Annotated in this window: 19 protein-coding genes; 8 read left to right on the forward strand and 11 right to left on the reverse strand. The window is 71.1% G+C overall.

Features of this window, described 5'->3' with window-relative positions:
• Positions 1 to 7: 7 nt before the first annotated feature.
• Entirely contained in the window at positions 8 to 1024 is a 1017-nt protein-coding gene (locus AC2D80_RS12110) for a metal-dependent hydrolase (RefSeq protein ID WP_484633269.1), read from the forward strand.
• Here AC2D80_RS12110 and gloA read toward each other — a convergent pair.
• The 8 genes from gloA to AC2D80_RS12150 all read right to left on the reverse strand — a co-directional run bounded on the left by gloA (position 1005) and on the right by AC2D80_RS12150 (position 9403).
• Positions 1005 to 1538, reverse strand: coding sequence for a lactoylglutathione lyase (gene gloA / locus AC2D80_RS12115; protein WP_484633270.1), 534 nt, complete (start codon positions 1536 to 1538; stop codon positions 1005 to 1007). The two genes, AC2D80_RS12110 and gloA, sit on opposite strands and share 20 nt — an antisense overlap.
• 20 nt (positions 1539 to 1558) lie before the next feature.
• Entirely contained in the window at positions 1559 to 1942 is a 384-nt protein-coding gene (locus tag AC2D80_RS12120; protein WP_484633271.1) for a ribbon-helix-helix domain-containing protein, read from the reverse strand.
• A 21-nt stretch (positions 1943 to 1963) separates the two neighbouring features.
• Complete coding sequence (locus tag AC2D80_RS12125) at positions 1964 to 3532, reverse strand: GMC family oxidoreductase (RefSeq protein WP_484633272.1); 1569 nt, start codon at positions 3530 to 3532, stop codon at positions 1964 to 1966.
• A 36-nt stretch (positions 3533 to 3568) separates the two neighbouring features.
• A complete protein-coding gene (locus tag AC2D80_RS12130) occupies positions 3569 to 4198 on the reverse strand; it encodes a twin-arginine translocation signal domain-containing protein (RefSeq protein ID WP_484633273.1) in 630 nt (209 codons plus the stop codon).
• A 146-nt stretch (positions 4199 to 4344) separates the two neighbouring features.
• Entirely contained in the window at positions 4345 to 5415 is a 1071-nt protein-coding gene (locus AC2D80_RS12135) for a patatin-like phospholipase family protein (RefSeq protein WP_484633274.1), read from the reverse strand.
• 125 nt (positions 5416 to 5540) lie between these two features.
• Positions 5541 to 6011 (reverse strand): CopD family protein, encoded by a 471-nt coding sequence (locus AC2D80_RS12140; protein ID WP_484633275.1) that lies wholly within the window; start codon positions 6009 to 6011, stop codon positions 5541 to 5543.
• A gap of 76 nt (positions 6012 to 6087) precedes the next feature.
• Positions 6088 to 8358, reverse strand: a complete 2271-nt coding sequence (dinG, locus tag AC2D80_RS12145) for an ATP-dependent DNA helicase DinG (RefSeq protein ID WP_484633276.1) — start codon at positions 8356 to 8358, stop codon at positions 6088 to 6090.
• A 49-nt stretch (positions 8359 to 8407) separates the two neighbouring features.
• Positions 8408 to 9403, reverse strand: coding sequence for a TerC family protein (locus AC2D80_RS12150; RefSeq protein ID WP_484633277.1), 996 nt, complete (start codon positions 9401 to 9403; stop codon positions 8408 to 8410).
• Between the two features lie 117 nt (positions 9404 to 9520).
• Here AC2D80_RS12150 and AC2D80_RS12155 point away from each other — a divergent pair, with 117 nt between their 5' ends.
• The 4 genes from AC2D80_RS12155 to AC2D80_RS12170 all read left to right on the forward strand — a co-directional run bounded on the left by AC2D80_RS12155 (position 9521) and on the right by AC2D80_RS12170 (position 16035).
• A complete protein-coding gene (locus tag AC2D80_RS12155; protein ID WP_484633278.1) occupies positions 9521 to 11179 on the forward strand; it encodes a SulP family inorganic anion transporter in 1659 nt (552 codons plus the stop codon).
• A 107-nt stretch (positions 11180 to 11286) separates the two neighbouring features.
• A complete protein-coding gene (gene dmeF / locus AC2D80_RS12160) occupies positions 11287 to 12195 on the forward strand; it encodes a CDF family Co(II)/Ni(II) efflux transporter DmeF (protein WP_484633330.1) in 909 nt (302 codons plus the stop codon).
• A 136-nt stretch (positions 12196 to 12331) separates the two neighbouring features.
• A complete protein-coding gene (locus AC2D80_RS12165; RefSeq protein WP_484633279.1) occupies positions 12332 to 13894 on the forward strand; it encodes a methyl-accepting chemotaxis protein in 1563 nt (520 codons plus the stop codon).
• Between the two features lie 98 nt (positions 13895 to 13992).
• On the forward strand, positions 13993 to 16035 hold the full coding sequence (locus tag AC2D80_RS12170; protein WP_484633280.1) for a hybrid sensor histidine kinase/response regulator: 2043 nt from the start codon (positions 13993 to 13995) through the stop codon (positions 16033 to 16035).
• A gap of 22 nt (positions 16036 to 16057) precedes the next feature.
• Here AC2D80_RS12170 and AC2D80_RS12175 read toward each other — a convergent pair whose 3' ends face one another.
• The 3 genes from AC2D80_RS12175 to AC2D80_RS12185 form a co-directional block, all read right to left on the reverse strand.
• Positions 16058 to 18064, reverse strand: coding sequence for an alkaline phosphatase D family protein (locus tag AC2D80_RS12175; protein ID WP_484633281.1), 2007 nt, complete (start codon positions 18062 to 18064; stop codon positions 16058 to 16060).
• Positions 18065 to 18137: 73 nt separating this feature from the next.
• Positions 18138 to 18674, reverse strand: a complete 537-nt coding sequence (locus tag AC2D80_RS12180; RefSeq protein ID WP_484633282.1) for a dihydrofolate reductase family protein — start codon at positions 18672 to 18674, stop codon at positions 18138 to 18140.
• Between the two features lie 98 nt (positions 18675 to 18772).
• A complete protein-coding gene (locus AC2D80_RS12185) occupies positions 18773 to 19708 on the reverse strand; it encodes a helix-turn-helix domain-containing protein (protein WP_484633283.1) in 936 nt (311 codons plus the stop codon).
• 250 nt (positions 19709 to 19958) lie between these two features.
• Between AC2D80_RS12185 and eat the strand changes: the two genes are divergently transcribed.
• Genes eat through eutC form a run of 3 tightly spaced genes read left to right on the forward strand, consistent with a single transcriptional unit; the run spans position 19959 to position 23571 of the window.
• Positions 19959 to 21350 (forward strand): ethanolamine permease, encoded by a 1392-nt coding sequence (eat, locus tag AC2D80_RS12190; RefSeq protein ID WP_484633284.1) that lies wholly within the window; start codon positions 19959 to 19961, stop codon positions 21348 to 21350.
• A complete protein-coding gene (locus AC2D80_RS12195) occupies positions 21347 to 22735 on the forward strand; it encodes an ethanolamine ammonia-lyase subunit EutB (protein ID WP_484633285.1) in 1389 nt (462 codons plus the stop codon). Before eat ends, AC2D80_RS12195 begins: the two co-directional genes overlap by 4 nt.
• Positions 22732 to 23571 (forward strand): ethanolamine ammonia-lyase subunit EutC, encoded by an 840-nt coding sequence (gene eutC, locus AC2D80_RS12200; RefSeq protein ID WP_484633286.1) that lies wholly within the window; start codon positions 22732 to 22734, stop codon positions 23569 to 23571. The genes AC2D80_RS12195 and eutC overlap by 4 nt, the downstream gene beginning before the upstream one ends.

Here is a 23571-nt window from a genome sequence, read left to right on the forward strand (position 1 = left end):
TTACCGCATGGATTCCCTGACGCAGATCGCGCTCGGCTCGGCCGTGACCGTGGCCGTGATGGGCCGGCGCACGGCCGCGTGGAAAGCCGCCCTGTGGGGCGGCATCGCCGGCACGCTCCCCGATCTCGACGCCCTCATCGACCACGGCGACGCGGTGCTCAACATGGTGCTGCACCGCGCCGAGAGCCACGCCTTGTTCTTCCTCACGCTGGCCGCGCCGGTGCTCGCCTGGATCGCCGCGCGCTGCCACGGCGAACGCGACCGGCTGGGCCGCTGGTGGCTGGCCCTGTGGCTGGCGCTCATCACCCACCCGCTGCTCGACACCATGACGGTCTACGGCACGCAGCTGCTGCAGCCCTTCAGCGACCACCCCTACGGCGTGGGCAGCGTGTTCATCATCGACCCGGCGTACACCGTCCCGCTGATCGTGGGCGTGGTGGCGGCGCTGCGCGCACCCAGCGGCCTGCGCTGGAACCTCGCCGGCCTGGCGCTGAGCACCGCCTACCTGGGCTGGAGCGTGGTGGCGCAACAGCAGGTCGAGCGCGTGGCGCGCGCCTCACTGGCGGCGCAGGGCATCACCGCCGAGCGGCTGCTGGTCACGCCGGCGCCCTTCAACACGGTGCTCTGGCGCGTGGTGGCGACCACGCCGACCCACTATTACGAGGGCCACCGCAGCCTGCTCGACGCCGAGCCGCGCATCGACTGGACCCGCCACGACCGCGGCATGGCGCTGTGGCCCGCGCTGCAGGACAACGACCGGGCGCGGCGCATCGCCGCCTTCAGCCACGGCTTCTACGCGCTCGACCGCGAGGACGGGCGTTACTTCATCACCGACCTGCGCATGGGACAGGAGCCGAACTACGTGTTCCGCTTCGACCTCGGCGACGGCCGCGCGCCGGTGCCCGCGCAAGGCGCCGGCGGACGCGGCGATGACCTGGACGCCGCGCTGGACTGGCTGTGGCGGCGCGCCGGGGGCGAGCGGCTGCTGCCGCCGGGCGTGCCGATCAGCGCCCGAGTGCCTTGAGCCGGCCGGGCTCGACGATCTCGATCCAGTAGCCGTCGGGGTCCTTGATGAAAGCCACGTCCTTCATCTTGCCCTGATCGGGCCGTTTGACGTAGGTCACGCTGTTCTGATCAAACCAGGCGACGGCCGCGTCGAGGTCGGGTACCGAGAAGCAAATGTGGCCGAAGCCTTGCGGCTGGGCGTTGCCGTCGTGGTACTTGAAGTCGGGCTGCGCTTCCGTGCCCCAGTTGTGGGTGAGTTCGAGCACGCCGCGCTGGCTGAAGGTCCAGGCCGTGCGATCGCCGACGTCCTCGGGCGCGGCGCCGTCCTCGGGCCGCGCGAGAAAGAAGAGCGAGAACTTCATCTCGGGGAAGTCAAGCTTGCGCAGCAGGCGCATGCCCATCACGCGGGTGTAGAAGTCCAGCGAGACCGCCGGGTCCTTCACGCGCAGCATGCTGTGGTTGAACACAAAGCCGCGCGTGGCGGCGTCAGGGGCGTTGCAAACGCCCGGCTGGGATTCGGTGTGAAAAGCCATCGTGCTGAAGGGGGTCAAGGTCAAGGTCGGGGACGCAGCGGCGAGACCCGCGCCGGCGCGGGTCGACCGTGCGTGCCGGTGGCGGCCGGCGCGACCGCGGTCACCGCCAGCGCGCCGCCGGTCTGCGCCCGCTCGGCATCGAGCAGGCGGCGACGCAGGTAGCGCATGCAAGTGACCCGCAGGAAGGACGCAAAGTTCGGCACCTCGCCGCGGTGCGCGAGGATTTCGTCGTGGAACTGCGCGATCAGGGCGTTGGTCGTGCAGCCCTCGTCCTCGGCCATCTCGGCCAGGGTGTCCCACACCATGTTCTCCAGCCGGATGCTGGTGAGCACGCCGTGCATGCGTACGGTGCGCGAACGCTGCTCGTACTGGATGGGATCGGCCTTGACGAAGAATTCGCACATGGTGGTCTCCGGTGGATGGCGTCAGAGGGCCCGCGCCGTCATCTGCTGGGCAATGTAATCCGCCTGACGGATCGCGAGTGTCACGATCGTGAGGGTCGGGTTCTCGGCACCGCCGGTGGTGAACTGGCTGCCGTCGCTGATGAACAGGTTGGGGATGTCGTGGGTCTGGCCCCATTTGTTGCACACCCCGTCCTGCGGCCGGGCGCTCATCCGGCAGGTGCCCAGGTTGTGGGTGCTGGGGTAGGGCGGCGTGCGGAAGGTGCGGATGGCGCCGGCGGCCTGGTAGATGCGCTCGCCCTGGCGGAACGCGTGCTCGCGCATCGCGATGTCGTTCTCGTGGTCGTCAAAGTGCACGTTCGGCGCGGCCAGGCCCCACTGGTCCTTGACCTTGTCGTTGAGGGTGATGCGGTTGGTTTCGCGCGGCATGTCCTCGCCCACCAGCCACATGCCGGCGAGCTGGGTGTAGCGCTCCATCCACCAGGCGAAGTCCGCGCCCCACGCGCCGGGGTTCAGGAAGGCAGCCATGAAGGGCAGGCCCAGGGCCAGCGTCTCCATTTCGTAGCCCCCGGCGAAGCCGCGCTTGGTGTTGTGGCCGGCCTCGTCACGCACGATGCCGGCCATCGTGGTGCCGCGGTACATGTGCACCGGGTTCTTGAACGCGGCGTACACCGAGCCGGTCATGTGGCGCATGTAGTTGCGGCCGACCTGACCGGAGCTGTTGGCCAGACCGTCCTTGAACAGGCTGCTGGCCGACAGCAGCAGCAGGCGCGGCGTCTCGATGGAGTTGCCGGCCACGCAAACGATGCGTGCTTTCTGGCGTTGCTCCTTCTTGTTCTTGTCGAAGTACACCACCGCGTTGACGCGGCCCTGCGCGTTGTGTTCGATGCGCGCCACGTGACTCTCACTGCGCAATTCGAAGTTGCCGGTGGCCTCGGCGCGGGGAATCTCGGTGTAGAGCGTGCTCCACTTGGCGCCACTCTTGCAGCCCTGGAAACAGAAGCCCAGTTGCATGCAGCGGCCGCGCCCATCACGCGGCTGGCTGTTGATGGCCATGTTGCCGGTGTGCACGTCCTTGTAGCCCAGCTTCGTGGCGCCGGCGTGCATCACCTTGAAGTTGTTGTTGCCGGGCAGCCCCGGGATGCCGTGGGTGCGGGTGACACCCATCTTGTCCTCGGCCTTGCTGTAGTAGGGCTCCAGCTCCTTGAGCGTGATCGGCCAGTCGAGCAGGTTGGCGCCCTTGATCTCGCCATAAACAGTGCGGGTGCGGAACTCGTGCTCCTGAAACCGCAGCGAGGCACCGGCCCAGTGGGTGGTCGTGCCGCCCACGGTCTTGCAGATCCAGGCCGGCAGGCCCGCAAAGTCCTTGGCCACGCGCCAGCTGCCCGACGTGGTGCGGGCGTCCAGCCAGGCCAGCTGACTGAAGGATTTCCACTCGTCGTTGATGAAGCTCGCGTTGGACTGCTGGGCGCCCGCCTCCAGGCAGACCACCTTGATGCCCTTCTGGGCCAGTTCGTTGGCCAGGGTGCCGCCGCCGGCGCCCGAGCCGATGATGACGACCACGCTGTCGTCGTTGAGATCGAATTTCGCCATGTTGTCTGTCTCCGGGGGGTTCTGGGTCGCGGCGGATCAGAGGTCCACCGGCGGGCTGGCTGCCTTGCTGGGCGCCGGGAGCCACTTGAGGTCCTGGAAGCCGCGCGTGATGTAGCCGCCTTTTTCCCAGGCCGAGCCGGGATAGCCGAACGTGGCGTAGGCCATGTCGTTGTCGTAGAGCGAGGTGATGCACTGGCCACGCACCGTGCCGAAGAAAGGCTGGCCTTCCAGCGACTTCACCGCAGCGAGCTTTTTCTGGGCATCGGCCTTGCGGAAGTTGCCGCCGGCGGCCTGGTCGAGCGCGGCCACGCCGTCCTTGAGCATCTTGGCGGCGCCGGCGTCGCCCGCGGCCTTCCCGTCGAGGTCTTTGGCCAGCAGGGCATAGACCGCATCGGGCAGTTTTTCGTGCGGATACAGCACGCGGCCCATGGCCATGAGCGTTTCCCCCTCGGCCTTGCTCAGGGCCTTGAGCTCCAGCGCCCACACCGGCGAGGGGGCGAGGGTGGCGAGCACGGTGCCGGTGGCCAGCGTGCCCATCAGGATGCCGGAGCCCTTGAGGAAATCGCGGCGCGCCAGGGGTAACGCCAGCCTGGGGACCTCGCCGTGGTCGTCGTCGCAGCCGCCGGCGCTGGGGGGCACTGCCCCTTGGATGGGAATGACGCGCATGTTGTCTCCTGTATTCACCGCCCGCTCGTGGCGGCGGGCGTGCAGGCAGTATTTCACCCACCCCCGGGGGGCGGGTGATACGGCGCTGTTTACAGGGAAAACCCGCGGCCGGGACGAAGGCGTCGCGGGTGGCGCCCTCGGCGGGCTCAGGCGCGGAAGGCGTGCAGGTGCATGCCGTGGGCGGGATCGTGGTCTTGCAGCCAGGGCCGCTCGCGCAGGGCGTGCTCGATGACCGCCAGTCCGGCCTGGCGCCGTGCCCGAATGCCGTGGGTGCTGAAGTCGATGTCCTTGTAGGCATCGTCGCCGGGCAAATGCCCCAGGCCCAGCGTCACCACGTGGATGTCGGTGTCGGCTCCCTCTTTGAGATGGGCGGCAATGTCGCCACGCTGCCGGTGGTCGGCCCCGACGACTTCGGCCAGCAGCCGGATCCGCCGGCGCAACCCATGCAGCTGGCGGTGCCGCTCGATGTGGCTGGCCACCCGGCTGGCGAACTGGATGTCCTTCAGGCGCAGCGCGGCGGCCGGCAGCGAGCCGGGGTCCTCGCCGGCGGCGGGCCACAGGTGCACGGCGAAGACCAGCAGGTTGCGCCGCGGCAGATCGTCCAGCACGCACTCGATGGGCGTGTTGGAGTAGAGGCCACCGTCCCAGTAAGGCTGGCCGTCGATGCGGACGGCCTCAAAGGCTGGTGCCAGCGCGCCAGACGCCATGACGTGCTCCAGGTTCAGCTCGTCACGGCGGTTGTCGAAGTACCGCATCTGGCCACTGCGCACATTCACCGCACCGAGGCTCACCCGCATCGGTCCACTGGCCAGTCGCTCGGTGTCCACCAGCTCGGCCAGGGTGCGGCGCATCGGTGTCGTGTCGTACATGGCTGCGCCGGCCATCCACGCCAGCGGCCGCGGCGTGAAGAAGCCGGGCAGGCCACCCGTCATGATGGCCAGCGGACGCAACCAGGCCGCCAGCGGCGAGCCGCCAAGCCCGGGCAACGCCATGCGGTCCCAGAAGGCATCGATGCGGTCCATGCGCTCCTGCGGCGGCCCTCCCGCCACCAGTGCGGCGTGGATGGCGCCAATCGAGGTCCCCACCACCCAATCGGGTTCGATGCCGGCGCGGTGAAGGCCTTCCAGCACGCCGGCCTGAAAGGCGCCGAGCGCACCCCCGCCCTGGAAGACGAGGGCCACCTCGGGATGGGAATGATGATCGTGGGTTTTGGACATGAGTCGGCTCCACGACGCGTCCACCGCGCGCCGTGCCGACATGGTCGGGATCAGCGACCAGACTGCCTATCCGGCCGGGCGCCCAGCCCGGTCCCGGCGCCCCACCCCGCGGGAGGCCGGTCGCCTCAGACCAGCAGCAGCGCGGCGGCCACGGTGGCCACGCCCAGGCCGAGGTTGATGCTCACCCAGGTGCGGATCGAGGCGAGGGCGGCGGCGCCGGCCGTCGCGTCGGCGGCTTCCACCGCGCGGCTCAGCCGGCGAAACAGCGCAAAGCGGATGTGGCCAAAGATGGCCACCATCAGCACCCCGGTGACCGCCATCACCGTCCAGCCCAGCGGCATGTTGAAGGACAGACCGGCCTGCACCGTCTCCTTGGCCACGCGACCGATCATCCACAGGCCGGTGACCAGCACCAGACCGGCCGCCACGGTGACGCCGCCGAAGAAGCGCTTGAGCGCGCCGTGCATGAGCCGCAGGCGCAGCGCGGGCTCGAGCTCGGCGGCGGCGGGGCGCAGGCACCAGTGGGCGAAGGCCATGCCGCCGACCCAGAAGACGATGGCGATGACGTGGATGAGTTTGAGGATGGCGTACAGCATGGTCGTTCAGAGGTGAGGTGTGACAAAAGGTTCAAGACGGGGGCACGGCGGCGTTCAGGCGGCGCGCCCGGGGGGGTCAGACATCGGCCAGCACGCCATTGACGCGGCGCTGCAAGCGGTAGGGTGGCAGGCCCTGCAGCATGCGCCGCCCGTAGGCCTGGCGCAGCAGCCGGGGGTCGTAGCAGACCACCACGGCCTCGTCGGTCTCGCTGCGCAGGGCGCGGCCGGTCCACTGCAGCAGGCGGGCGCCCGTGGCAGGCACCACGAGGTCGCTGAACGGGTCACGGCCCTGGCTCTTGAGCCAGTCGGCGCGGGCCTGGCCCACCGGGTCGCTGGGCGAGGCAAAGGGCAGCTTGGTGATGAACACCCACTCGCACAGCTCGCCGGGCAGGTCCAGCCCCTCGCCAAAGGACTGCAGCCCGAACAGGATGGAGGACTCGCCCGCGGCCACGCGGTCGGCGTGGCGGCGCAACAGCAGGCCGCGCGCGGCCTCGCCTTGCACCAGCACGCGCTGTCGCAGGTCGGCGTGTTCCCCGCGCTCCAGCAGGGCCTGGGCCTGCGCCATCTGCGCCCGCGAGGTGAACAACACCAGCGCCCCACGCCGCACCCCCCGCAGGTCGGCCATCAGCGCCGCCAGCACCTCGCGCGTGTAGGCCTCCACGTCGCGCGGGTCGGCGGCGGTCTGCACCACCACCAGACGGCCCTGGCGCGCGTGGTCAAAGGGGCTGGCCACCTCGCGCGTGCGCACGGCCGGGTCCCAGGCCAGACCGGCTTCGTGCAGGAAATGCTGAAAGCCGCCGCACGTGACGAGCGAGGCGGAGGTGACGACCGCGCCGCGCACCTGCTTCCACAGGTGGTGGGCCAGCAGGCTGCCCGGCTGCAGCGGGCTGGCGTGGGCGGTGAGGGTGACCAGACCGTGCTGCACCCCGGCCTCCAGCCACTTGGCCAGCGGCGGCTCGCCCCCGGCGGGCGCGGAGAGCCACAGGCGGGCGGTTTCCTCGGCGTGTTGCAGGCGCGGCGCAAAGCCGCCGATGCGGCTGTACAGCTGGGCGCAGCGCGTGGCCTCGCCGGGCTCCTCGCGGGCGATGGCCTTGAGCTGCGCGGCCAGCGCCTCCGCCACCTTGAGCAGGGCAGCGGCCAGCGCCGCCACGCGGCCGACCGGCTCCTCCCAGCCGGCGGGCAGCACGCCACCGGCCAGGCGGCGCACGGTGGGCGGCGCGTCGGGCCGGCGCTCGCCCCAGCCCGGCAGGCCGCCGATGTCGGCCATGGCCAGCCGCGCGAGGTCGCCGATGGCGGTCTTGAGGTCGCGGGCCAGCGTGGCCACGTCGGCGGCCGGGTGGTGGGCGATGGCGCTGGCCACCTCGTCCACCGCGCGCGGCAGGCGGTCAAGCCAGCCGCTGCGCATCAGGTCCATCTGCGCCGTGAACTGGCCCTGCGCCACCGCGCCGAGGTGGTGGGCTTCGTCGAACACGAGGAAACAGTCCTGCGGCGCCGGCAACGCGTGCAGGCCGAGGGTGGACAGCAGCAGGTCGTGGTTGACGACAATGACCTGCGCCTGGGCGAGCCGGGCGCGGGCCTGGTAGTAGCTGCAGCCGTGGTAGGCCGGGCAGTGGCGGGCGGTGCAGGTGTGGCGCTCGGCCGCCACGGGGGCCCAGAGCGCCGCGTCGGGCGGCTCGTCCAGGCGGTCGCGGTCGCCGTCCCAGTCGCCCTGGTCGAGCGCTTGCGCCCAGGTGGTGTACTGGCGGGCGCGTTGCTGCCAGGTGTCGGCGCTGGCGGTGGGCGCGCCCTCGTCGACGCCGAACAGGTCGGCGTGGGCGGTTTGCGCGGCATCGTCCCCGGCGAGCTGATCGAGCTTGAGGCGGCAGACGTAGCGGCCGCGGCCTTTGGCCAGCGCGAAGGCGAAGGGCACCGGCAGCGCGCGGCTGAGCGCGGGCAGGTCCTTGCCGACGAGCTGCTCCTGCAAAGCCACGGTGGCGGTGGACAGGATGACGCGCTTGTTCTGCGCCAGCGCCAGCGGAATCACCGTGGCCGCGTAAGCGGCCGACTTGCCCACGCCGGTCCCGGCCTGCACGACCGCGATCCCGCGCGCCGGCCAGGCCGACTCGCCCGACACCGTCTCATCCCCCGGCTGCACACCGGCCAGCGTTTCGGCGATGAAGGCCGCCATCTCTCGCTGGCCCGCGCGGGCGCGAAAGCCCGGTGTGCGGGCGACGGCGTGATCGAAGGCGCCGAGCGCCAGGGCCTCACGCGCCAGCGCCCCGCGGCCTTCCCCGCCGGCGCCCTCACCGGTGTCGTCGGCGCGGGGGTCGGCAGGGTCAGCGGGGGGCAGCGGGGGCGGCGCGGTCATGGGCGCCGGATTGTCCCAGAGGCGCCGCACCGGCGCCCCGGGGGGCAGGTCAGGCCTTGCTCGGCGCGGGGCTGGCCCGATCGCGGGTCTTGTACAGCGAGTACAGCACGCCACCGGCAATCAGCGCGCCGGTCACCGACAGGGAGATCACCGGCGGGATCTTGCCGATGATGCCGACCAGGAAAATCTTGGAGCCGATGAACACCAGCACCAGGGCCAGCGCGTACTTGAGGTACTGGAAGCGGTGGATCATGGCGGCCAGCGCGAAGTACAGCGCGCGCAGGCCCAGGATGGCGAAGATGTTGCTGGTGTAGACGATGAACGGGTCGGTGGTGATGGCGAAGATCGCCGGCACGGAGTCCACCGCAAAGATCAGGTCGGCGAACTCGACCAGGATCAGCGCCAGGAACAGCGGCGTGGCCCAGCGCACGGTGCGGCCGGTGGCCGGGTCGGGCCGGTGCACGAAGAAGGCGTTGCCGTGCAGTTCGTTGGTCACGCGCATGCGCTTGCGCAGGAAGCCCAGCAGCGGGTTGTTGGCGATGTCGGGCATGTTGTCCGCGACCATCCACATCTTCACGCCGGTGATGACCAGGAAGGCGCCAAAGAGGTAGAGGATCCAGCTGAACTGGCTCACCAGCGTGGCGCCCAGCGCGATCATGATGGCGCGCAGCACGATCACGCCCAGGATGCCCCAGAACAGCACGCGGTGCTGGTACTGCCGCGGCACGGCGAAGTAGCTGAAGATCAGCGCGATCACGAAGACGTTGTCCATGGACAGCGACTTCTCGATGAGGAAACCGGTGTAGTACTCCATGCCGCGCTGCGCGCCCATGTACCACCACACCCAGGCGCCGAAGATCAGCGCGATGGTGATGTAGCCGGCCGACAGCAGCAGGCTTTCGCGCACGCCGATCTCACGCTCTTTGCGGTGCAGCACGCCGAGGTCCAGCGCCAGCAGGGTGACGACGATGCCGAGGAAAGCGAGCCACAGCCAGGTGGCGTGGCCCAGGAAGGGGATGTACAGGAAATTCAGGAGGGCTTCCATGGTGGGAGTCACTGAAAAGTGGAATGAAGCGGCGAGTGTCCTGAAGCCGGTCAAACCGCGCCATCAGCCGCGCCCGGAGCGTGGTTCCGGTTTTTTCGAAGGGCGTAGCATTCGGCCATGCACCCCGCCTTGCGCCGACGCCTGCCTTTTCTCGACTGGCCGCGCCCCTCCGCCGGACTGCTGCGCCAGGAGGCGCTGGCCGGGCTGACGGTCGGGCTGATGATCATTCCGCAAGGCGTGGCCTACGCCGCGCTGGCCGGCATGCCGCTGATCACCGGCATCTATGCCTCGCTGCTGCCGGCGCTGATCGCGGTGTTGTTCAGCGCCTCGCCCCGCCTGTCGGTCGGCCCCACGGCGCTGACCTGCCTGCTGGTGAGCGCGTCGCTCACCGGGCTGGCCGCCCCCGGCAGCGCCCAGTGGGTGCAGTTGGCGATGTGGCTGGCGCTGCTCAGCGGCCTGCTGCAGGTGGTGCTGGGACTGGTGCGCTTTGGCTGGTTGCTCAACCTGGTGAACGCGCCGGTGCTGATGGCCTTCACCCAGGCGGCGGCGGTGCTGATCATCGCCTCGCAGTTGCCCGCGTTGCTGGGCCTGGCGTCGTGGGACCGCGCGCTGGACCCGGCGGCGTGGCATCTGCCGGCCGCGGCTTTTGGGCTGGGGACGATCGCGGTCTTGCTGCTGGCGCGGCGGCTGGGGCCGAAGGTACCGGCGGTGCTCGCGGTGGTGGTGGCGGGCGCGGCGATCAGCCACGTCACCGGCTTTGAAGCGGCGGGCGGCGCGGTGATCGGCAACCTGCCGCAGGGCCTGCCGGCGCTGGTGTGGCCGGGCTGGCCGGGCTGGGACGTGCTGGCCCAGCTCCTGCTGCCCACGCTGGTGATCACGCTGGTGAGCTTCCTGGAAACGGCCAGCAGCGCGCAGGTCGACAGCGCCCAGCGCGGCGCACGCTGGGACCAGGACCAGGACCTGATCGGCCAGGGCCTGGCCAAACTCGCGTCCGGCTTCAGCGGCGCCTTCCCCACCAGTTCGTCGTTCTCCCGCTCGGCGCTCAACCTCTACGCCGGCGCCCGCACCGGCTGGGCGGGCGTGGCCAGCGTGGTGGTGGTGCTGGTGGCGCTGCTGCTGTTCACGCCGGCGCTGCACGCCGTGCCGCGCGCCGTGCTGGCGGCCATCGTGGTGCTGCCGGTCGCAGGCCTGCTGCAGCCGCGGGCGTTCCTGCGGCTGTGGCGGCTGTCGCGGGTGGAGGCCAGCATCGCGGCGGTCACCGCGGCGGTCACGGTCCTGTCGGCGCCGCGCCTGTACTGGGGGGTACTGGCCGGCGTGGTGATGTCGCTGGCGCACTTCCTCTACCTGCGCCTGCACCCGCGCATCATCGAAGTCGGCCTGCACCCCGACGGCAGCCTGCGCGACCGCCACCTCTGGCAACTGCCGCCGCTGGCCGAGGCGCTGTACGCGCTGCGCATGGACGCGGCGCTGGACTTCGGCTCGGCCGCCGCCTTCGAGCGGGCCATCGCCGACCACCTCGCCGCCCACCCCGACACCCGCGCCGTGATGCTGATCGCGCACCCGATGAACTGGACCGACGCCACCGGCGCCGACGCCTTCGGTCGCGTGCGGCAGCAGCTGCGCGCGCGCGGCGTCACGCTCCACCTGGTCGGGCTGAAGCTGCCGGTCGAGCGCGTGTGGCGCAGCGCCGGCCACCTGGAGCCGGGCGATGACCTGCGCCTGCACCGCACGGAAACCGAGGCGCTGCAGGCCCTGACCGCGGGGGGACCGGCGTGAACGGCCACCACGACCACGACCACGACCACGACCACGACCACGACCACGGGCACGGGCACGGGCATCGGCCGGCAGCGCCTGGCCCTTCAGGCGGTCGGGTCTGCGACGTGGCGCGCTTCGACGAAGGCAACCCACTGGCCGAGCGCGGCACGCGCGCGGTGCTGTGGATCACGCTGGCGACGATGGTGCTGGAGATCGGCGCGGGCTGGTGGTTCAACTCCATGGCGCTGCTGGCCGATGGCTGGCACATGGGGTCGCACGCGCTGGCCATCGGGCTGGCCAGCGTGGCCTACGCGGCGGCGCGGCGGCTGGCGCGCGACCGGCGCTTCGCTTTTGGTCCGTGGAAGATCGAGGTGCTCGCGGGGTTTGCGAGCGCGGTGGCGCTGCTGGGCGTGGCCGGGCTCATGGTGGCCGGCTCGGTCGAGCGGCTGATCGAGCCGCAGCCCATCCGGTACCGCGAGGCCATCGCGGTCGCGGTGCTGGGCCTGGTGGTGAACCTGGTGTGTGCGCTCATCCTGCACCGCGCGGGCGGCCACGGTCATCACGGCCACGACCATCATGGCCATGACCACCATCATCACCACCACCACGAAGACCTGAACCTCAAGGCGGCCTACCTCCACGTGGTGACGGACGCGGCGACCTCGGTGCTGGCGATCGTGGCCCTGCTGGGCGGCTGGCTGCTGGGTTGGGCCTGGCTCGACCCGGCGATGGGCATCGCGGGCGCCGTGCTGGTGGCGCTGTGGGCGCGCGGGCTGATCGGCCAGACGGCCACCGTGTTGCTCGACCGGGAGATGGACCACCCGGTGGTGGACGCGGCGCGCCACGCGGTCGAGGCGCAGGGCCACCGCGTGACTGACCTGCATGTCTGGCGCGTGGGCCGGCAGGCCTACGCGGGGGCGCTCACCGTGGTGCCCGCGACTCCGCAGACCACGGCCGACGAGGTCCGCGCCGCCCTGCGCGACCTGCCCGAACTCGCCCACGCCACGATCGAGCTGCGGCCGCCGGGGGCCTGACCTCGCCGGCCCGACGGCCCGACGGCCCGGACCGCACCGGGATGGTGCAACCGGAACGCGCCCCTCAAGCCCGCGCCGCGGCTGCCGACATCACAACGACCCGCGCCCACGAGGCGCCCGTGCCCGAAAAGTTGTCATGTCGTTCCTCACCCGCTTCAGCATCCGCACCCGCATCGCTGCCGGCCTTGGCCTGATCCTGCTGCTGGCCGTCATCAGCGCCGGCCAGGCACTCTGGCAAAACAAGGTCATCAAGTACGAGACTGGCGAGGTCGCCAATTCCTGGATTCCCGCCATCGAGAACCTGGGCCACATGAAGGGCCACCTGGCCGAGCATTACCTGCTGGTGGGCGACCACCTCGCCGGGCGGCTCGGTGACAGCACCGACGCCGTGCGCCAGCGTCTCGGCGTCATCGAGGCCGACCTCGCCAAGGCCACCACCATCTACGCCGCCACGCTCGACACCTACGAGCCCGGCTCGGCGCAAGGCATCGCCGAGAAGAAGCTGTACGCCGACTACCAGTCCAGCCGCGACGCCTACCTGCGGCTGGCCGATGCCGCGCTGCAGAGCGCCAACGCGGCCACCACGTTTTCCACCGAAGGTCCGAAGGCGTTCCGCGCCGCCTACGACCAGATGAACACCATCCTGAAGTTCAACCTCGACGGCACCGCCGACGCCGCGCGCAAGGCGCTGGGCAAGGTGGTGAGCGCGGAGGTGGCGATGGTGGCCGCGCTGGTGGTGATCCTCGCGGTGGGCGTGGCGCTGATCGCCTGGCTGCCGGGCACGGTCACGCGCCCGGTGCGCGAGGCGGTGTCGCTCGCCCAGGCCATCGCCGGCGGCGATCTCACGCGCCGGGTGGAAGCGCGCGGGCGTGACGAACTGGCGGACCTGCTGGTCGCGCTGGGTCGCATGCAGGCGCAGCTCGCGGGCGTGGTTTCGCAGGTGCGAACGAGCGCCGAAGGCGTGGCGTCGGCCAGCGCGGAGATCGCCCAGGGCAACCACGACCTGTCCGCGCGCACCGAGAGCCAGGCCAGCGCGCTGCAGCAGACCGCGGCCAGCATGCAGGAACTCGGCGGCACGGTGAACCAGAACGCCCAGGCCGCGCAGCAGGCCAGCGAGCTGGCGCGCCAGGCCAGCAGCGAGGCCGTGCAGGGCGGCGAGCTGTTCGGCGAGGTGGTGCAGACGATGAAGGGCATCCACGAGTCCGCGCGCCGCATCGGCGACATCATCGGCGTGATCGACGGGATTGCCTTCCAGACCAACATCCTGGCGCTCAACGCCGCGGTGGAAGCCGCGCGCGCGGGCGAACAGGGCCGCGGCTTTGCGGTGGTGGCTGGCGAGGTGCGCAACCTCGCGCAGCGCAGCGCGCAGGCGGCCAAAGAGATCAAGGGCCTGATCGGCACCAGCGTGGACCGCGTGGAGCAGGGCACGGCGCTGGTGGACCGCGCGGGCGAGGCGATGACCGGCGTCGTGGCGTCGATCCAACGGGTGAGCCAGCTGGTGGCCGACATCAGCGGCTCCAGCCAGGAGCAGGCGTCGGGCGTGCGTCAGGTGGGGGACGCGGTCACCCAGATCGATGAAACCACCCAGCAGAACGCCGCGCTCGTGGAGGAAATGGCGGCCGCCACCACCGGCCTGAAAACCCAGGCCGACGAGCTGGTGAAGGCGGTGTCGGTGTTCCGCGTGTCGGGCGGGGCCTGAGAACAACCCAGCGGCGTGCGGGGGGGCTGGCGCGAGGTGGTGTGATGACCCTACATTTAGCGACACTTCATCCCGCCCGATCGACAACGGACCCCCGCGTGGAGACCCGCCGACTCAACGCCAGCGCCCTGGCGGAGCTGTCCCAGCTCGATGAGCTGTCGCAGCTCGTGCCGGGCGTGCTCTTGCGCTACCACACGCTGGGCAGCGGCCGCTCGCGGCTGGTGTATGTGAGCGAGGCCGCGCAGGACGTGTGGGGGCTGCCGGCCTCGCAGGTGCTGGCGAACGAGTCGCTGATCTGGGCCATGGCCTCGCGCGACCAGCGACAGGGCGTGCGGGCCGTGTTTCGGGAAGCGACGACCTACCGCCGTCCCTGGGCCCATGAGTGGCGCATCCGGGACGCGCGGGGCCGCGACAAATGGCTGCGCGGCACCGGCAAGCCCCGCGTGCAGGACGATGGCAGCGTGATCTGGACGGTGTTCGTCCACGACGTCACCGACAGCGTGCGCGCCCGGGAACTGGAACAGGCCAGCGACGACCGCTTCCGCCGCATTTTCGACAGCGTGCCCAGCATCGCGGTGCAGATGTACGGCCCCGACCTGATCGTGCGCTACTGGAACGAAGGCTCGGAGCGCCTGTACGGCTACACCGCGGCCGAAGCCATCGGGCGCAGCATCCTGGAGCTGATCATCCCGCCGGCGCTGCGCGCGGCCTTCGACCGCAACTTCCAGCACACGCACGATGGCCGCACCACGCTCAACACCGGCGTGCAGTGGCTCAACCGCAAGGACGGCTCGGCGGTGCAGGTGCAATGCAACGAAATCATCACCGAGCACCCGGACCGCGGGATCGAGATCTACTGCGTGGACTTTGACCTCACCGACCGCCACCGCGCCGAGGCGCAGCGCCTGACCTTGCAAGCCCAGCTGCGGCAGTCGCAGAAACTCGAAGCCCTGGGCACGCTGGCCGGCGGCATCGCACACGACTTCAACAACGTGCTGGCGGCCATCCTGGGCAACGCCCGGCTGGCGCAGGAAGACGCCCAGGACAGCCCGCTGGTGCTGCAAAGCCTGGGCGAAATCACCAAGGCGGGCCAGCGGGCGCGCGACATGGTGCAACGCATCCTGTCGTTCAGCCGCGGCCAGACGCTGCAGCGCCGAGTGGTGGCGCTGGCCGACGTGGTGGAGGAATCGGCCAACCTGCTGCGCGCGACGATCCCGCGCGGTGTGGTGCTGGACGTGACCTGCGCGCCCGACACGCCGCTGCTGCTGGGCGATCCCACCCAGCTGCACCAGGTGCTGATGAACCTGTGCACCAACGCCTGGCAGGCCATGCCCGACCGCTCCAAGGGCCGGCTGACGATCCGCCTGGCGCCCCACGCGGGGCCGCCACCGCGCGACGCCGACCTGCGGCTGGACGCCGGGGTGCCGGACGATGCGTGGCCCGCCGTCAACCTCTGCCTGACGGTGGGCGACGACGGCTGCGGCATGGACGCCGACACGCTGGCGCGGCTGTTTGAGCCCTTCTTCACGACCAAGGCCCCGGGCGAAGGCACCGGCCTCGGGCTGGCGGTGGTCCACGGCATCCTGCGCGACCACCAGGCCGCGGTGCGGGTGCACAGCGTGCCCGGCGAGGGCACCACGTTCTCGCTGTACTTCCGCGCGGCCGACTCGCAGCACGCCGACACGGGAAGCACCCTCGGGCCCGACAGCCAGCCGTGGCAGCCCAGCGGCCCCCACGCCATCACCGTGCTTTACGTCGACGATGACCCGCTCATCGTGGACCTGATGCGCCGGCTGCTGCAGCGCGCGGGCTACCAGGCGTTCGTGTTCAGCGAGCCACGCGCCGCGCTGGAGGCGGTGCAGAGCGGGCAGGTCGGCTACGACCTGGCGATCACCGATTTCTCCATGCCCGGCATGGACGGGCTGGCGCTGGCGCGGGCGCTGCGCGACGCGCGCCCCGGCCGCGAGGTGGCCATCACCTCAGGCTACATCAGCGCCGAGCTGCGGCGCGACGCGGCCGCCGCCGGCATCACCGAACTCATCGACAAGCCCAACACCGGCGACGAGCTGCTGGCCGCGATCGACCGCCTGGCGCGGCGACGGCGCTACCGCACGCCGCCCAAGAACGGCGCGGGCCGCTGAGACCCGCTGTCCCCGCCGGCCCTCAGTCCCAGCGCGCCTCGGCCTCGCGCGGCACAAAGGCGATCGCGTCGCCGCCGGCGAGCCACTGCTCGATGCGCACCGGCCGGCCCTCGTCGTCCAGTGCCACCCAGCCGACGCCCGCGCCATTGAGCAGACGACGGCCGTGCGGTGTGCCCACCGGCTTGCGCGGCACCACGCGCATGGCGCGGCGCCGGGTGAACCAGTTCAGCGGCGAGCGCGGCGCGTAGAGCCAGCGGTTGAGGTGATCAAGGGCGGCGAGCAGGCGGTCCGGGAAGGCGTTGCGCAGGCCGCTGGAGCAGACCTGCCAGATCGCCGGCCCCGGGCCGCGGTGGACGCGGCGCGGCCGCAGGCGCACGTCGTACACGAAGGAGTAGTGCACGTCGCCCGACAACACCACAAAGTGCTTCGGCGTGCGCGGATGGCGGAAGATGTTGAGGATGGCGGTGGCCGCGCCGGCGTGGCCCATCCAGTTCTCCGCGTCCACCATCAGCGGCCGCCCCAGCCAGCTGAACACGTGCTGCAGCGTCTCGATCAGCTTGACACCAAAGATCGGCGCCGACGACACCAGCAAGACCGACTCCCGACCGACCAGCGCCTGCTGCAGATCGGTCAGGCCCTCCCAGTCCATCAGGCCCGAAGGCTGGCGGGGCGAGACCTCGGAATGCCAGCGGTGGGTGCGGCTGTCGAGCACCACCAGCGCCGGCGCGGTGGGCCAGACGTAATGCCACTGGTCGAAACGACGCAGCCGTTCCAGGCAGTCGTCGTGGGCGGAGCTGCCCGGCGCCGCGAGCGCGCGCTGGGCGGCCGCCAGCAGGTCGGGCGGGAAGGCCTCGGGCCGGTTGCCCCAGCCCTGGTGGATCAGGTAACCGAGCAGGGCGTTGCCGATCACGCGGCGGGAGAACGGATGCGCCTGCGCGACCTGCTCCCACTCGGCGCTGAGGTTCCAGTCGTCGGTGATGTCGTGGTCGTCGAAGATCATGGCCACCGGCAGGTGGGCCAGCAGGCGGCGCGCCGCGCCCAGCCCGCCGACGAAGGACTCGATCGCGGCGCGTTCACGGGCGTAGCGCCGGGCCTCGGCCGGGCGCAGGCCGGGCGGCGGCGACAGGTCGAGCCCGGCCCACGGCACGGGCGACCACACCAGCAGGTACATGGCCAGCACCTCGGCCAGGGTGATGAGATGGTTGTGGGCGCTGTCGGTGGTGAACACCGGCTTGGCCACGCCGCCGAACAACAGGTCGATCAGGCCGGCGTTGGCCGCGTGGCGCGGCAGCAGGGTCTCGCGGCGGTAGTAACCGCGCGGGTGGCGGTACAGGGCCGCGCTGTCGGCCAGCCCGGTCAGTTCGGCCGCGGGCAGCGGCTCGGCGGGCAGGCCGAGTCGCGGGATCAGGGCGTGGATGGCGCGCAGCATCGGGCCGGCCACGTCGTCGGCGTAGATCTGGTCGCCGGAGAGCACGAGCAGGGCCGGCCAGGGCTCGCCGCGGGCCAGCAGAGCGGCGAGGCGCGCATCGGCCTCGGCCAGCCCGTCGCCGCCGCCGGTGTGGTGGGGCTTGCGGCAGGAGCCGTGCAGCAGCGCGCGCACCCGGGGCTGGAACACCACGCCGGGGCTGTCACGGCCGGGGTAGCACAGGCCGCTGTCGGGGCCGGTGAGATCGATGGTCTCGCCCGCCTCCTCGGCCAGCAAGCGGTAGCCCACCCACTGGCCCTCGGGCAAGGCGCGCGGCAGCGCGAGGTCGATGAGGTGATGGAACAGGCGCTCGCCGGCCTGCAGGATGGTGCCCTGGTCGGCGCCGGGCGCCAGGTCGATGGTGCCGTCGGGCGCCTCCAGGCGCAGGCGGCAGCGCACCGGGCGCGCGGTGGCCACCCAGAGGACCAGGCGCTGCGATTCCAGCCGGCGCACGACCGGGCCAGCGAGCAGCAGGGGGAGTTCTGCGGCAGGGGCGGTATCCGCGATGGCAGCGGTGCCAGTGCTGACGGTGCTGACGGTTATTGGGGCGGATGGGGTGCTCACGCGGCATTGTGGCCACGTCGCAGCGACCGGTGCCGGCCGCGGGCTTTGCCGGCGGCCACGGCGCCCAGCGGCGTCAACCGCCGCAGCGCCGGCGGTAGCGGGTCTGCACCAGACCGCTGGGCAGCACCTCGGCGCTGTCGGCGGCCCAGCCGCCGCCGAGACCCGGGCCAAACAGCGGCACGCCCTCGCCCAGCAACACCGGCGCCACCGACAGGGTGAGCGTGTCCACCAGACCGGCGGCCAGCCCCTGGCGCACGATCTGGCCGCCGTCCAGATACACCTCGCGCACGCCCTCGGCGTGCAGGCGCTGCAGCAGGTCGGCGAGCGCGGTCTCGGGCGCGCGCTGCGCGCGCTCGTCCTCAATCGGCCGGTGGCTCATCACCACGACGCGGTGGTCGGGGTAGGGCCACGGATCGAAGTCGAGCACCGCATCGAAGGTGCGGCGACCCATGACCAGCGCATCGACGCGGGCCATCAGGGCGCTGTAGCCGGTGCGCTCGGGCGGATCGCTGCTGAAAGGGAGCAGCCATTCGAGGTCGTCATCGGGTCCGGCGATGTAACCGTCGAGGCTGGTGGCGAGAAAGACGTGGACAAGGGGGCGCTGGCGCATGGCGGCGGATTGTTCCGCAGCGACGCGCGGGCCGGAGCCGACCGCGCAACGGCCCGGTGACCGCTCCGGTTATTCCGCGACGGGTCCGACCTCAACGCTCAACGCGCGGCGCGGGTCTGCGACGGCGTCTCGCCGAACAGGGCCTTGTAGTCGTGGGAAAAGTGGCCCATGTGCCAGAAACCCCAGCGCGCGGCGATGTCGGCAATGGTGTCGGGCGCCGGGTCTTCGCGCAGCGCGCGGCGCACCGCGTTGAGCCGCACCGTGCGCAGGTAGGTGGCCGGACTCATGCCCAGCACGTCCTGAAAACAGTTTTGCAGCGTGCGCCGGGTGACGTGCAGCTGCACGCACAGCTGCTCCACGCGCGGCGGCTGGTGCGGCTGGGCGAACACCAGGTCGCGCGCGCGCTCGACCAGTTCCTGACGGCGCCGCAGCGCCGCGGGGGCCGCCTCGCTCACCGTGTCGGGCGCCAGCGTGTCGGCCAGCACCGACAGAAGCATGTCGCGCAGCGCGGTGCGGCTGGCTTCGTGACGCAACACGCCGGGCTCGGCCTGCAGCGAGCGCAGCACCTCACGCACCATGCCCACCAGGCGCAGGCGCTGCAAAGGGCTCAGCGGCTGCACGCTGGGCCCCAACGCCGCGGCCTGCGGCCAGTCGCGGTGGTGGAGGTCTTGCAGGTGGCGCGCCAGCCGATCGCGGTGAAACACCATGCCGTACAGCCCGTGGCCGGCGGGTACCTGCAGGTCAAAGGGCTGCTCGCCGCTGGCCAGCATGAGCTGCATGCCGTGGGCCGGGCGACCCATGAAGCGCAGCCCCGGCGCCGCTTCCGGCACCGCCAGCCCGATCCACACGCCGCCGGGCCAGGGCTGGCAGTGCTGGCTGGTGGCACAGCTGGCTTCTTCCTCAAAGACCTGAATGTCGCCATCCACAAGCTCGCGCACCACGCCGTCAAAGCGCCCGTGGGAGGTCTGCTCGTAGCGTTGCTCCCACGCGGCCAGGTTGGTCGCGTGCACATGCACTTCCGACGTGCGCTTCACGCGGAACTCGGCAAGGGGCGAAGCGGTCGGTGGCACCGTCGGGAGGCAGGAAACGTCGGGAAGGCAGAAGTATCAAGTTTCGTGCCACGCCGCCGTCCTGCGGAAAACCCGCTGCGGCTATCCCGAATCGGAAAAAAACGCCCCGCGGCGGGGCGCTTGCCGAATCGGGATACCGCCGGCGCACCGGCGCGGCGCACCATCCGCGGCCTGGCTGCCTGAGCCGTTTCAGGCGCTTTGCGGGTGCAATTCCATGTCAACCACTTCTTCCACGGTGTCACGCGACCTCAAACCGGTGCTCGGTGCCTTCTCCCTGTGGGGCATCGCCGTCGGGCTGGTGATCTCGGGCGAATACTTCGGCTGGTCCTACGGCTGGGCCAGCGCCGGCACGCTGGGTTTCCTGGTCGCTACCGCCTTCGTGGCGGTGATGTACACCAGCTTCATCTTCAGCTTCACCGAGCTGTCGACCTCCATCCCTCACGCCGGCGGGCCGTTCGCGTACGCGCGGCGTGCCTTTGGCCCCACGGGCGGCTTCATTGCGGGCTACGCCACGCTGGTGGAGTTTGTGTTTGCGCCGCCGGCGATCTCGCTGGCCATCGGGGCGTACCTCAACGTGCAGTACCCGGTGCTCGACCCGAAAATCGTGGCGCTGGCGGCCTACGTCATCTTCATCACGCTCAACGCCCTGGGCGTGGGCATCGCGGCGATGTTCGAGCTGGTGGTGACGCTGCTGGCGGTGGTGGAACTGCTGGTGTTCGCCGGCGTGGTGGCGCCGGGCTGGTCGATGGCGAATTTCGTGGCCAACGGCTGGGCGGGCGAGAGCACCTTCACGATGGCCACCTGGGCCGGCATCTTCGCGTCCATCCCGTTCGCGATCTGGTTCTTTCTCGCCATCGAGGGCGCGGCCATGGCCGCCGAAGAGGCGAAGGACCCGAAACGCACCATCCCGATCGCCTACATCACCGGCATCCTCACCCTGGTGGCGCTGGCCTTCCTCGTCATGATCATGGCCGGCGGCGTGGGCGACTGGAAGCAGCTCTCCAACATCAACGACCCACTGCCGCAGGCGATGAAGATGGTCGTGGGCGACAACAGCGGCTGGCTGCACATGCTGGTGTGGATCGGTCTGTTTGGCCTGGTCGCCTCGTTCCACGGGATCATCCTGGGCTACTCGCGCCAGATGTACGCGCTGGCCCGCGCGGGCTACCTGCCGGCCTACTTCGCGCAGGTGCACCCGCGCTTCAAGACGCCCGTGCGCGCTCTGATCGGCGGTGGTGTGGTGGGCGTGATCGCGGTGTTCAGCGACCAGTTCATCACCATCGGCGGTCAACCGCTGACCGCCAACATCGTCACCATGGCGGTGCTTGGCGCGCTGGTGATGTATATCGTCTCCATGGCTTCCCTCTTCAAGCTGCGCGCCACCGAACCCGGGCTGCACCGGCCCTACCGCGCACCGATGTACCCGGTGCTGCCGGCGATCGCGCTGGTGTTCGGCCTCGTGTGCCTGGCCGCGCTGGTGTATTTCAACCCGGTCATCACCGGCCTCTTCCTGGGCCTGATGGCGCTGGCCTGGGTGTACTTCGCGCTGACGACCGCGCAGCGCGAAGCCGCCCCCGCCGACGAAATGCTGGGCACGGCCAAGTGAAACTCCACGCCACCCTGGGCGCACAGACGCACCGCTTCGGCAGCCTGCGCGAGGTGATGGCCAAGGCCACGCCGCTGCGCTCGGGCGACGCGCTGGCCGGGCTGGCGGCCGCCACCGAGCAGGAACGCATTGCCGCGCGGTGGGTGCTGGCCGATGTGCCACTGGCGCATTTCCTGCAGGAAGCGCTGGTGCCCTACGAGGATGACGAGGTCACTCGGCTGATCATCGACAGCCACGACACCGCGGCCTTCGCGCCGGTGAGCCATCTCACGGTGGGCGGCTTTCGCGACTGGCTGCTGTCGGAGCGCGCCACGCCGCGGGCGCTGGCTGCGCTCGCGCCCGGGCTCACGCCGGAGATGGTGGCGGCGGTCAGCAAGCTCATGCGCAACCAGGACCTGATGCTGGTGGCGCGGCGCTGCGAGGTCGTCACGCGCTTTCGCAATACGCAGGGCCTGCGCGGCCACCTGTCCGTGCGCCTGCAACCCAACCATCCCACCGACGACCCGGCGGGCATCGTGGCCAGCCTGATCGACGGGCTGATGCACGGCGCCGGCGACGCGGTGGTCGGCATCAACCCGGTGTCCGACAGCGTGCCCGACCTGGTGCGCCTGAACCATGTGCTGGCCGACGTGATCGAACGCGGCATCCCGACGCAGAGCTGCGTGCTGACCCACGTGACCAACACCATGCGCGCCATCGAGCTGGGCGCGCCCGTCGATCTCGTGTTCCAGTCGATCGCCGGCACGGAAGGCACCAACCGCTCCTTCGGCATCGACCTCGCCCTGCTCGATGAAGCCCACGCTATGGCCCAGTCGCTGGCGCGCGGTACGGTCGGACAGAACGTCATGTACTTCGAGACCGGCCAAGGCAGCGCGCTGTCGGCCAACGCCCACCACGGCGTGGACCAGCAGACCTGCGAAGCACGCGCTTACGCGGTGGCGCGGCGCTACCGCCCCTTGCTGGTCAACACCGTCGTCGGCTTCATCGGCCCGGAGTACCTGTTCGATGGCAAGCAGATCACCCGCGCCGGGCTGGAGGACCATTTCTGCGGCAAGCTGCTGGGCCTGCCCATGGGCTGCGACATCTGCTACACCAACCACGCCGAGGCCGACCAGAACGACATGGACAACCTGATGGTGCTGCTGGCCAGCGCCGGGTTGAATTTCCTCATCGGTGTGCCGGGCGCGGACGATGTCATGCTGAACTACCAGAGCACCTCGTTTCATGACGCGCTGGTGCTGCGCGAGCTCCTGGGCCTGAAGCGCGCGCCCGAGTTTGAGGCCTGGTTGCGGTCGATGGAGATCACCGACCCCAGCGGCCGCCTGCTGCCCGCCGCCCACGCCTGGCGGTCGGCCGCCGATCACCTGAGCCTGCCCGCGGCATGAGCGAGCCGCCCGACCGCCCGGCCGATCTGCCCGCCGAGCCGGCGACCGGCGACGACCCCTGGGCCCACCTGCGCCGCTACACCCCGGCCCGCATCGGCCTGGGGCGCAGCGGCGTGAGCGCCACCACCCGGGAGGTGCTGGCGTTCTCCCTGGCCCATGCTCAGGCCCGCGACGCCATCCACCTGCCGCTGGACACCGACGCCCTGGTGGCGGAGGTGCAGGCCCAGGGTTGGGCCGAAGTGCGGGTCCTGCGCAGCCGCGCCGGCAGCCGCCACGAATACCTGCTGCGCCCCGACCTGGGCCGTCGCCTGAGCCTCGCCGATGCCGAGGCGCTGCAAGCGCCCGAGACCGCCCCCGACCTGGTGCTGGTGGTGGGCGACGGCCTGTCGCCGCTGGGCATCCAGCGGCACGCCCCCGCGCTGCTGGCCGCGCTGCGCGAAGCGCTGGACCCCGCCTTGCGGCTCGGACCGCTGGTCATCGTGCGCGAGGCGCGGGTGGCGGTGGGCGACGAGGTGGGCGAGCGGCTGGGCGCGGGCATGGTCGCGATGCTCGTGGGCGAGCGACCGGGCCTGAGCTCACCCGACAGCGTGGGCATCTACCTCACCCACGCACCGCGCGTGGGCTGCAGCGATGCGCAGCGCAATTGCATCTCCAACGTGCGGCCGGCGGGGCAGGACCCGCTGACCGCCGCGCGCCGGCTGGCCTGGCTGGTGCGCGAGGGGCGGCGGCTGGGGCTCACCGGCGTGGGCCTGAAAGACCACTCCGGGCTGCCCCTCACCGGACTGCCGGCTTCGGCCGCGCCGGCACTGACGCCGGGGCCGGCGGCCGGCGGCTGA

The sequence above is a fragment of the Hydrogenophaga sp. T66 genome, assembly GCF_057219855.1.